The organism is Paraburkholderia elongata (assembly GCF_013177735.1).
Lineage (GTDB): Bacteria > Pseudomonadota > Gammaproteobacteria > Burkholderiales > Burkholderiaceae > Paraburkholderia > Paraburkholderia elongata.
In genome coordinates, this window is record NZ_WOEZ01000291.1 from 18,018 (window position 1) to 28,499 (window position 10,482).

Here is a 10,482-nt window from a genome sequence, read left to right on the forward strand (position 1 = left end):
CGCGCACACATTCATTTTGTCGTTGATGCTGATCGGTCCGTGGGCATCGCCGGTTTGGGCACAACAACCCGCTAGCGGTACACCTCTACCGCGGATCATCGTGCTAACCACGGGGGCGCTGTCACGTTGACGGGCCGACGACGCAAAACTGCCGGGGACATCTGTTTGCTCAGACGGCGAACGGATTCTGGGCGAGTTCGGTGAAACGATGCCACGCGTCAAAACGCTGAGCGAGCTGTTTGCGGTAGAGAGACGCGCGGAGCAAATGTCGCTTGAGCGCGAAGTGCTGCCGGATCGGTCCGAAGCTTGAGAGAAACGCCTGGGTGCGCTTGGGGTCGCGAAATCCGCGCAAGCGCCGCTCACGTTCACGCGTAGGCTGATGGCTATTTTCGGCCCGATTGTTCACGCGGGCTGCAGCCTTGACGAACACGTGTTTGACGTTTGCCAGCTCGGGGATCCTGGACTTCGCGGCCGGATAACTGCGTAGCTGGTCGGTGACGATCTTGCGCGGCACCGGGCATGAACGAAGCACGCGCTTGAAGAATCGTTCGGCTGCGGCCGTGTCGCGCCGCTTCTGCAGCAGGATATCGAGTTCGGCGCCGTGCTCGTCGACGGCGCGCCACTGCACAGAAGGTTCACCGCGCAGCGTGATGAACAACTCATCGAGATGCCAGGTACTGCCCGGTTTGCGCCGGCCAGCCTTGACGCGATGTGCGAACCCCGTGCCAAATTTATCGCACCAGCGGCGCACGGTTTCGTAACTCACCACGATGCCGCGCTCGAACAGCAACTCTTCAATGTCGCGCAAGCTCAACTGAAACCGGAAGTACCAGCGAACGGCGCGAGGCCGGCTATATGATTATCAAGGCCCCTGCAGCTGGCCGACATGACCCCGGATCGCCAGGTCGAATCCCTCGCCGACGATGTCCACGATCCTGTCCGTGGCGGTTTCGTCGATTCTCACCTTGGGGTGGTCGGAGAGGAAGGTCGGCAGGACGTGGCGTAGCGCGAACTGGGCAATGTCCGCAGCCGTCGTCACGCGGATCACACCGCTCGGCTCCGCCAGCCGCTGGCGCATGGCCTCTTCTGCAAGCTCGGAACTGCGCAGCATCGCCATGGCTTACTGGTAGAACTCCTGGCCCACCTCCGTCATCGCAAACTGCCGCGACGTCCGGCTGATGAGCCGCACGCCCAGCGAGGCTTCCAGTTCCTTCACACGGTGACTCAGCGTTGACTTCGGCAGCCGGAGCGCCTCGCCAGCCGCAGTGAATCCGCCGCGGTCGACCACCTGCACGAAGTAATAGACATCCTTCAGATCGAGCATTGCATGGGGGCGCGGATCATAGCCGGCGGTGGCAACGGACCGGATGTGGGTGTGATCTTGACCTCCGATCATACCCGGGGCGCGCATCCGCCGGGATCCGGGCAAACCTTGGCGCGCACCGCTGCGCCGGCCCCGATCGTTCAGTTTTGCCGAACCTTGCGTACACGTTCTGCCAGCTTCAGTGATGCTATGAAGCCCGACGACGACCACCTGGCCGTGGCCCGATTCCAGGACCGCAGGGTGACAACGGTCGCGCGAGCCTTGCACTGCGAGCAAGAACCCGTGGCAGCCTGAGAAAGCAAATGGGCGGAGATGCAGAGTCTCCGCCCCTTCCCCTCCTGCAACAGGCACCGGCATTGACCGGTGCCATCGGGCTGGAGGACTACACCGGCACCGCCTCCCCACAGCCGGCAATGACATGCATATAGCGCGAAGGCGGCATGGAATCGACCGTGGCCCGGACCGCTTCCGCGCACAGGGACGGACGCTTGGCCAGCGCATCAACATATCGCTCGACGTTGGGCAGGCTTTCCCACATCGACGCAAGCCCCAGATAAGCCATCCGGACCAGGTTGACACCCCACAGCACATCGCCGAGCGAGAATGATTCCCCCCTGAGGTACGGTGACGGCGAACCAAGCGCATGGTCGAGGTCCATCAAGAGGCCCGCGACGTGCCGACGTGCGGCGCGCTGAAATGCCGCATCGTGGCAGACCGACTTGCCGCCCCGCTCCTTCGCGATCTTCGCGCGATAGGCCGCAACGAGCTCCGCATCGTCGGCATTCGCGTCAATCATGGCTTCGAGCGCCTTGATCTTGTAGTCGTAGACCGTTTCCATGGCCGTCTTGAGCGCTTCAGGCCGCAGGTCGGCATCGGGATGAAAGCCATAGAGCAAGGTGCCGTTCGGGATCCGATCGACGATGCTCACCTGATGCATCACTTGGGCACGCGCATCGGCATCTTCCGGCACGAGACGAATGGGATCGCGCGACACCGCATCGAGATAGCAGCAGATCCGTCTGGAATCGGCAATGACACGGCCAGCCTTGTAGTCCACAAGCAACGGGACCGCGCAGGGATCAAAGCCTTCGGTCTCCACCGAAGTGCGCCCGCTATAGCCGCTGACAAGTTCCCGCCCCACTTCCCGGCCTGCAAGCAACCGCAGTCGGACGTAGGGCGGATGGTAGTGCTCGGCTGGAACAACGCCGTCCGGACCCATCGAACCGAGGATCATCATATTGTTCGAACGGTACGGCAACTGCTTCTCGAACAATACCGTGCGCACTTTTTGCGAGCAGAGCGAACTGGCCGCGTGGAACAGTTCGAAGCGCGGGCTGGCGTCACTACCCACGAGAGAGATTCGCGCGGGGTCCGCGATGGCGGCACGGGCACCGGCCGCCATATTCGTCAATTTGTCATGGCTCATTGCTGGTTTCCTGGCACTCAGGTTTGGCGCTATCGTTCATCGTTGTCTCCTGGTTGTGGGGTTGACGTCTAGCAACTCTTGTGGGCGGTGCCCGTTCGCAGCATCAGCTCCATCTGCTGTGCAATCTGCAGCAGCGCACCGTCGTCGCCGGGCTTCGCGACGATCTGCAAGGCAGCGGGAAGGCTGCGTTCGCCGGTCGCCAAGGGAATCGAAATGGCAGGAAATCCCGCGACATTGAACGGTGCCGTATAGGTCATAAGCGCCTCGCGGACAGTGCCGGTCCAGGCGCCAATGCTGACGGTGCCGGCATGGAGATGCGGTGCGGTGCACGGGCATGTCGGCAGCACGAGATAGTCAACCGTCGACATCACCTCGTGCAGCCTTGCCGTGAAATCTCGCCTGGCCTGCTGGGCCACCGCATAGGCGCGCAGGTCCATGGTTTCGGCGCGTTTCAGCCGGTCGACGGTTTCCGGGTTGTAGTGCGTCGAGATACGGTCCCAGTCGTTGCGGCGGAAATGCTCGATGCCGCCTTCGATCAGGACGATGCTCGCGAAGGCACCGAATACCGCATCGAACAGACCGGACGTGCTGACGTTCACGCAGGCAAAGTCTTGCGCCAGCCGCTTCATCGCGCTATCAAATGCCGACGCGATTTCCGGACTGAGTGGAACCGGTGCGATGTCACGAATGACGCCCAGCCGTGCGGACAGCCACGCATCGCTCTCGGGAACCTTGATGTCAATGGCATCGGCGACCAACAGCACGTCATCGACCTGCTCGCCGAGCAGGCCAACGTGGTCGCAAGTGGGTGCCAGGGGGAACACGCCGCGCGTGGATAACGTGCCGAGCGTGGGCTTGTATCCGACGACGCCGCACAACGCGGCGGGAATCCGGACCGAGCCGCCGGTATCCGTGCCCACGCCCGCCATGATGGCACCGTGCGCAATCGCCGCCGCGGCGCCACCACTGGAACCCCCGGGTATGCGTGCATGGTCCAGCGGATTCAGGGTATCGCCAAACCTGGCGCTGGCGGTTGTCACGCCCCACGCGAATTCGTGGGTCGTGGTCTTGCCGATGATGATCGCGCCGCGTTCCACCAGTGCTTTCACGATGTCGGCATCGGCGTGAGGCAGATTGCCGAGATAGGCTGCGGAACCGTAGCGGGTCTCCATGCCCTTGGTGTCGATAAGATCCTTGACCGCGATGGGCAGTCCTTCCAGTGCCCGCTGCCGGCCTTCGCCATAGCGGCGATCGCTTTCCGCGGCCGCCTTCAGGGCACGGTCCCAATCGATCGCCGAGAACGCATTGAGCAGCTGCTTGCTGGCTTCCGCGCGTTCGAGTGCCTGCTCCGTCAATGCCGTCGCGGTGATCTGCCGCGTGGCAAGCGCATCCAGCGCGTTGCGCAAGCCCATGGAATGCGGGGCCGTCGTTCGGCATGGGCGCCGGATGCCGTGCTGGTCGAGCGACGCGACAGCCGTCGGAAGTATGTCGTGGCCCCAGGAGATCGCGTCTTGTGGCAGGCAGTTCAGCTGGTTCATATATTCCACCCCATGGTGACGTTGCGGTTGCCTTATCCTTGGGAGGAAACGATAGTTGATCGGCTCGTCCTTGGGAGCTGGCTGGCGCCGAACACAGCGTCCATGAATATGGAACGCCCGGCGGGCCACACGGGGGGTGGTCCGCGTAGCATTGGAGCGGGAGGAGGTAGTGCCGGGTCAGCGGCCGTCGAACGCGGTAACTTTGGGCAGCTCTGCGGCGAGGAAATCGACCAGCGACCGCACCGCGGGAAGCAGTCCGGTCCGATAGGGTATGAGGGCGGAGATGCGCGCATCCGCGGCGATCCAGCCCGGCAGTACTTGCCGCAGCACGCCAGCCTGCAGCTCGGACCGGCAGATATACCCGGGCAGGGCTGCCACACCAACGTTGCCGCAGGCTGCCTCCTTCAGGGACATCATGCTGTTGCTCTGGAATCTTGGCTCGATCGGGATGATGACGAGCCTGTCGTCGGGGCCTCGCAGTTGCCACTGCAGCGGCCCTTTGCGCACCATCGAGACGATGGCATGGGATGCAAGTTGCTCCGGTGCCTCCAGGAGTGGCATCCGTTCGAGGTAGTCGGCACCCGCAAACAGGTACCATGGAGCCCTGACAATGGGCCGTTGGACTAGGTTGGAATCCTGCAGCGCCGAGGTATGTCCGCGCAGCGCCAGGTCGAAGCCCTCGCCGACAACGTCGACGAGCCTGTCCGTGGCGATTTCCACGATGCTGACCTTGGGATTGCTGCTCAGGAACGTCGGCAGGACCTGTCGCAGCGCAAACTGCGCAAGCTCGACCGCTACCGTCACGCGGATGATCCCGCTGGGTTCCGCGAGCCTCTGGCGCATCGCCTGTTCCGCGACGTCGGCGCTCTGCAGCAAGGCGACAGCGTACTGGTAGAACTCAGCGCCTACGTCGGTCAAGGCAAACTGGCGCGAGGTCCGGTTGATCAGGCGAACGCCCAGCGAAGCCTCCAGCTCCTTGACCCTGTGACTTAACGTGGACTTGGGCAGCCCCAGGCTGTTGCCGGCAGACGTAAAGCCACCGCGGTCGACCACTTGCACGAAGTGAAAAACGTCTTTCAGGTCCAGCATCTGGCTGCCTTGGTAGCGGTTTGGTTTGGGCCAATGGTGTCTGCTTCCATCGCATGGTACTGCAAGGGGTGCGCGCAGTGCCACGGTCAGACGCCCCCAATGACCGCCATTGCCGTGGCCGGAGCCCGCTCGCGCCACGACCGTCAATGCCCCCGAACCCCACCGATCGCGGCAAACTTGGCAGCAAACGACACCACGTCGCCGTAGACCACGAGCGCACGCATGCGCAGCTTGCCGGGTTCGGCAAGCCGCGTATTCGCTTCGAACGTCGCCTCATTCCGATCAAAGAGGGAAGCACAATTCAACCCAGAACTTGTTGCCTTGCGGCCGATTCTGCACGGCGAACTCGCGCTGATACTTGAACACAATGCCAGCTGCCGGCGACCACATGTATCGTAGTTGCGGCCCGACCGCGACAGCTCTTCCGCGAAACCCATCCCCTGGTATGGGCGTGCCGTTGACTTTGTCATCGCTGAACTGCTTCAGCAGATATCCCTGAAGCCCGAGCTGGAACTTGCTGTTAAGCGAATAGCCAACAAGATACTCAAGTGCTGCAACCGCGCCAGAGTGATATCGAGTCGCTGAATTCGGTGAACTAATTTCTACGAGCGTGGTGGTAGAGACTTCAACTGCGGACGTGGGGAACCATGTCGTACTGAGTTGCGGCGTTAGCGCATATACATTCCGGCCAGTGTTCGCCACTCGGTTCGCGGAGTAGGACCCGCTCGGCACTGAAATTTCGGTGGTGAGGTAGGCGAAGAATGATCGCGATGGATTTGAATAACCGATGTACAAGGGCTCAACGATGATGTCTCCAATTCCATTGCGCTTGTCGCTGCCGCCTGGCGTGTCCGCCCGAATATGAACGAGCGGGACGATTACACCACTAGACAGAGTAAAGGGGCCAAATGTAGTGCCCCATGTGTGAACGATACGCGGGGCGTCAATAAACGCCTTCAACTGGAACCCGGGCACGAGACTTTCTCCATGCGGGCCAGCGAACTTTCCGGCATCGTAGTAGAGCGTGTAATTGTAAAACTGGGTTTCGCCAGGCGGTGGCAAAATTCCATTCAATACGGTATTGACGCCAACAGGGTAACTGGTCTGACCATTCTCGGTTGCCTCGGCGTTCGAGGCCAGCAAGCATGCGAGCGCAACCACCGCAGAAAACTTCGCGGGCACTTTAATCATGTCTCCTCCGTCTCTGTATTCTATTTTTCGGCTGAGGGCTCGGGGCATCCGCATCAGCCGGTGAAGCGCACCTGCCATAACGATTCGACATCTCCGCAACTTGCCGAAACTGGCTAACGATGGCTATCGCTTGTTCGCGCTTTTCCAGGTCAAGGAGCGACCTGGACGGTTTCGCGTGTCAGTGATCGACGAACGAGACGAACTCGTCCAGATCCAGCTTGCGAAGCGCCATGTTGTTCTCCGGAAAGCTGTTGTCTGCATAGCCGAGTGACATTCCGGCTACGATCATCTCCTCGTCGGGAATGGTGAGGCCTTCACGAAGGACCGCCGATTGCAGCGACCAGATCTGCTGCGGGCAGGTGTCCAGCCCCCGTGCGCGCGCGGCCAGCATGATGTTCTGAAGGAAGCAGCCGTAGCAGATAAAGCTGGCCCATTCCAGGCGCCGGTCCATGGTGAAGATCAGTCCCACTGGCGCATCGAAGAACCGGAACTGCCGTTCGACGTCGCGCCGGCGCCCGACGATATCGCTCCTGTGCACGCCCTGCGCGTCGCCCAGCATCCCGCGAAACATATTGAAGCGCGACGAGAATGGCGCCGGCAATTCCTTTGGAAAGAACGGGTAGTCGGGCACCAGTCCCTCAGGATTGGCGCGATACGCCTCGACCGCGGCTCCCGTAATCTTCTCGCGAGCCTTTCCGGTCAGCACATAGCAGCGCCAGGGCTGCGTGTTGCTCGAACTCGGTGCGTATTTCGCGACCGACAGGATGTCCCTGACAGTCTCGATCGTCACCGGCTGGTCAAGGAAGCCGCGCTTGCTGTGGCGTCCGCGAATCAGCGCTTCTGTAATCTGGATTGCCTCCATCTTCATGTCTCCGTTCTCGTGGTGGGGGTCGATATGGTGGAAAGATCATAGACACGTCCCCTGCCTTGTGAAGCTGGCGAAACTTGAAAGCTTCGTTCGGAAACAACGAACGACAGGCGCCCATCCGCGCATGTCCGGCGTCCAAAATCCTGAACGCTCTGTTCTCCAATCCCGCGCGCACGCGCGAACCCGATTCGCCTATCTTCCTACTCGGGATCGGAGCCCCCGATCGCATACGAAAACATGGTGGAGAAGTGGAATGAACCAGTTGAAATGCTTGCCGCAGGAAGAGATTGTCTGGGGACACGACGTGCTGAGAACCGTCGCCCCCTCCATGGGGAACTACGGCATCTGCCGTCCGATGACCTTCACGGTGGAATTCCTTGAGGCGTTGAACCGCGAGCACCTGCAGCCTGCCATCGGCGACGGCGTGGGCACCTTTACCGGCCTGCCGCCGCATGTGCCCGATTTCGCCGTACGCGACGGACTGCGTGCATGCATCGAGGCCAATGCGGGATCGATCATCGCCCTCGGCGGCGGCTCTGTACTCGACGCCGCAAAGGCAGTCTCCTACCAGCATTTCCAGCAGACAGGCCGCTACCTGCCCATTGCCGCGATTCCGACGACCCTGTCGGGTTCGGAGTTCTCCCACTACTTCGGCGTGACGGAAACGGACGGTCCCCAGAAGTTCAAGCGCAGCTATGCCGTGCGCGAAACGACACCCAGGCTGGTGTTGATCGATCCCCGGATGATTGTCGACACGCCACGTATGCTGCTGCTGAGTTCGGCCATCAAGGGGATCGACCATGCGGTGGAAGGCATGCGCCGGGTCGACGTGGATCACCCTCACGCCATCCTGGCCGCCAGGGGCGTGGAGCGCTTCCTTGCCGTGCTGGAGAAGTGGCCGCGCAAGCTCGAAACGCGCGAGGCCATCGCGGGCGGCCACGTGTCGCCCGACGACCTGTTGCAGCTCCAGCTCGCCGCGTGGCAGTGCTACTTCTACCCTGCTTCGGTCATCTACGGCCTGAGCCATCGCATCGGGCACATCCTCGGCGGGACGTTCGGGGTACCGCACAGCGTGACATCGTGCATTGCGCTAGCGCCCGTCATCCGCGCCTGCGCTGACGCCTATGGCCGCAAGCTTGAGATTTTCTCCACGGACCGTGGCAGCCGCACGTCCGCCGCATTCCTCGCTGACCGCATTGAGGCAGCCGTGGACGCACTTGAATTGCCGAGCCGGCTCGGCGACCTCGATTTCGATCGGGCGAAGCTTCCCGAGATGGCGGCCCTGCTCAAGCAGAACTATCCCTCCGAGGTCGGCGACCTTGGCGAGGATGCCGGCACGAAGCTGGATGCGCTGCTGGAGAGCCTGTGGTAATGACCGGCCAGCCATCCGGCAGCTTCCCGCAGCCCGTCGGCCTGCGCCCACGTGCTCGATGCCCTGGCCAGTCGGCAGATCACCGCGACAGGCCTGACGCAGATGGAGTCAAGGCTGCGGATCGTCGCCGTTCCACAAAACTTGCCTAACCCCACCACCACGAGGAGAACAAAGTGAACGATACCGTCAAGCCCGCATCCCCGGCACCAGCCGGAACGCCAGCCGGGCATACGCCATACAGCGACTGGTTACAGACAGACGTGCTCCACTCGCTGCAGCGTCCGGTCAGCGATCATCCCGGCGAGCACGCCTGGATCGTATCGGCGCAGGTGTCCGAGCTCTACTGGATGCTGATCATCAAGGAAATACAGGCCGCGCAGGCGCAATTGCGTGCCGATGACCTGACCGGGGCCTGCCGGACGCTGCGGCGCGTCGTCGCCCACCACGAGCCGCTCAATGCCACATGGCGCTCCATCGCGTGGATGACGCCTGTCGACCTGCTCGCCATCCTGTCCTGCGTTGGCCCGAAGTACGGCAAGGACACCGCCCTCCAGGGCTGGACGTACCGGCAGATGGTCTACCTGCTCGGCATCAAGCAGGGGGAGCACCTGGAGCACTTCCTGCCGCAACCCCGGCGCTGGGAACAACTCAGCAAGGCGCTGGCAGAGCCGAGCCTGTATGACGACGTGCTTGCCCACCTGAGCCGGAACGGCTTCGCCGTGCCGGCGGCGGTACTCGACCGCGATTTCAGTGTGCCCTACACGCCGGACAAAGCGGTCGAGAACGTCTGGCGCGATGTCTACGCCGACCCGGACAAGCATCGGGAGCTGCAGCAGCTCGGCGAGACGCTGGCCGATATCGCGGAGGGATTCTCCGGTTGGAAGCACCTGCACCTGATGGCAACGCGCCGGACGTTCGGCGCCCGGCCGGCCTACTTCGGCACCGAGGGCATTGCCTGGCTCATGCCGACCATGAACGAGATCCCGTTCCCGGAACTCTGGTCTGCGCGCGGCTTCATCGGCGATCCGCCCGCGGTATGTCCGCACGCCCGCGGACAGGGAAATGCCCGGGCCGCGGAGTGACGTGCTCAAGACGGTCATGGAAACGGTCTGCGATCACAAGATCGCGGCGCTCGAGTCCATGATCGTCAACCATGCCGGGGATGCAGGACTTGTTGCCGCCTGTCGCACCAGGATCGCGAAGGAACGAGGCGGCATTGCGGTCCGCCGCGATGCCGCATGCCAGCGCACCGCACGCCATCACGTCGAAGGCGTGTTGGAGGCGCTGGGCCGCACGCCGGATTCCGCACCAGCCCCGTATCTCGCGGGATGCGCGTTCGCCCTTGGCGATGTGCTTTGGGGTGTCAACCTGGTGCGGCTGGCGTATCTGGGGCTCACGTCGATGTGGGACGACCCGCTACCGCCATCGCGCCGGATCGATGCCATGGCAAGCTGCGTGGAGACTGCGCCAGGCTGAGCGGTTGCGATCGTGTCATCGGCCTGTGGCGATGCAGGAATCGGGCGGAGACTCGTCTCCGCCCTTTTTTACGACTAGGAGGTTGTCGGAGTTTGCGCCGAGGTTGGTCATCCGGGCGGGCACGTTGGGCGTTAATGAATCAGCCAGTTCACTGAGAGAGCCCATAGATGAGTCGCTTCGTGCCCGTTGATCGTCAGA

General features: G+C 62.4%; 10 protein-coding genes and 2 pseudogenes. 3 read left to right on the forward strand and 9 right to left on the reverse strand.

Annotated elements, in window-relative coordinates; all coding sequences use genetic code 11:
• Positions 1-169: 169 nt before the first annotated feature.
• From GNZ13_RS47175 to GNZ13_RS47210, 8 genes and pseudogenes are all read right to left on the reverse strand, one after another.
• Positions 170-841 (reverse strand): annotated as a pseudogene (locus tag GNZ13_RS47175) (IS6 family transposase); the annotation flags it as partial.
• Between the two features lie 30 nt (positions 842-871).
• A pseudogene (locus tag GNZ13_RS47180) lies at positions 872-1,324 on the reverse strand (LysR family transcriptional regulator); the annotation flags it as partial.
• A gap of 382 nt (positions 1,325-1,706) precedes the next feature.
• On the reverse strand, positions 1,707-2,726 hold the full coding sequence (locus GNZ13_RS47185; RefSeq protein WP_407945711.1) for a glutathione S-transferase family protein: 1,020 nt from the start codon (positions 2,724-2,726) through the stop codon (positions 1,707-1,709).
• A 92-nt stretch (positions 2,727-2,818) separates the two neighbouring features.
• Complete coding sequence (locus tag GNZ13_RS47190; RefSeq protein WP_236002505.1) at positions 2,819-4,288, reverse strand: amidase; 1,470 nt, start codon at positions 4,286-4,288, stop codon at positions 2,819-2,821.
• Positions 4,289-4,465: 177 nt separating this feature from the next.
• Positions 4,466-5,377 carry a LysR substrate-binding domain-containing protein gene (locus GNZ13_RS47195; RefSeq protein WP_172177953.1) on the reverse strand — a complete coding sequence of 304 codons (912 nt, stop codon included), beginning with the start codon at positions 5,375-5,377 and terminating at the stop codon, positions 4,466-4,468.
• Between the two features lie 143 nt (positions 5,378-5,520).
• Positions 5,521-5,682, reverse strand: a complete 162-nt coding sequence (locus GNZ13_RS47200) for a hypothetical protein (protein WP_172177955.1) — start codon at positions 5,680-5,682, stop codon at positions 5,521-5,523.
• Positions 5,660-6,568 carry a SphA family protein gene (locus GNZ13_RS47205; RefSeq protein ID WP_172177957.1) on the reverse strand — a complete coding sequence of 303 codons (909 nt, stop codon included), beginning with the start codon at positions 6,566-6,568 and terminating at the stop codon, positions 5,660-5,662. The genes GNZ13_RS47200 and GNZ13_RS47205 overlap by 23 nt, the downstream gene beginning before the upstream one ends.
• 178 nt (positions 6,569-6,746) lie before the next feature.
• Positions 6,747-7,430: a nitroreductase gene (locus GNZ13_RS47210; protein WP_172177969.1), complete on the reverse strand. Its 684-nt coding sequence runs from the start codon at positions 7,428-7,430 to the stop codon at positions 6,747-6,749.
• A 259-nt stretch (positions 7,431-7,689) separates the two neighbouring features.
• On the opposite strand from GNZ13_RS47210, the gene GNZ13_RS47215 reads away from it, so the two are divergent.
• The 3 genes from GNZ13_RS47215 to GNZ13_RS47225 all read left to right on the forward strand — a co-directional run bounded on the left by GNZ13_RS47215 (position 7,690) and on the right by GNZ13_RS47225 (position 10,284).
• On the forward strand, positions 7,690-8,808 hold the full coding sequence (locus tag GNZ13_RS47215) for an iron-containing alcohol dehydrogenase (RefSeq protein WP_172177959.1): 1,119 nt from the start codon (positions 7,690-7,692) through the stop codon (positions 8,806-8,808).
• Between the two features lie 173 nt (positions 8,809-8,981).
• Positions 8,982-9,890, forward strand: a complete 909-nt coding sequence (locus GNZ13_RS47220; protein WP_172177961.1) for a tryptophan 2,3-dioxygenase — start codon at positions 8,982-8,984, stop codon at positions 9,888-9,890.
• 1 nt (position 9,891) lies between these two features.
• Positions 9,892-10,284, forward strand: a complete 393-nt coding sequence (locus tag GNZ13_RS47225; protein ID WP_172177963.1) for a glutathione S-transferase family protein — start codon at positions 9,892-9,894, stop codon at positions 10,282-10,284.
• Positions 10,285-10,299: 15 nt separating this feature from the next.
• On the opposite strand, the gene GNZ13_RS51850 is transcribed toward GNZ13_RS47225, so the two are convergent.
• Positions 10,300-10,482, reverse strand: a 183-nt coding sequence (locus GNZ13_RS51850) for a hypothetical protein (RefSeq protein WP_216675299.1), incomplete at its 5' end; no start/stop codon positions are given.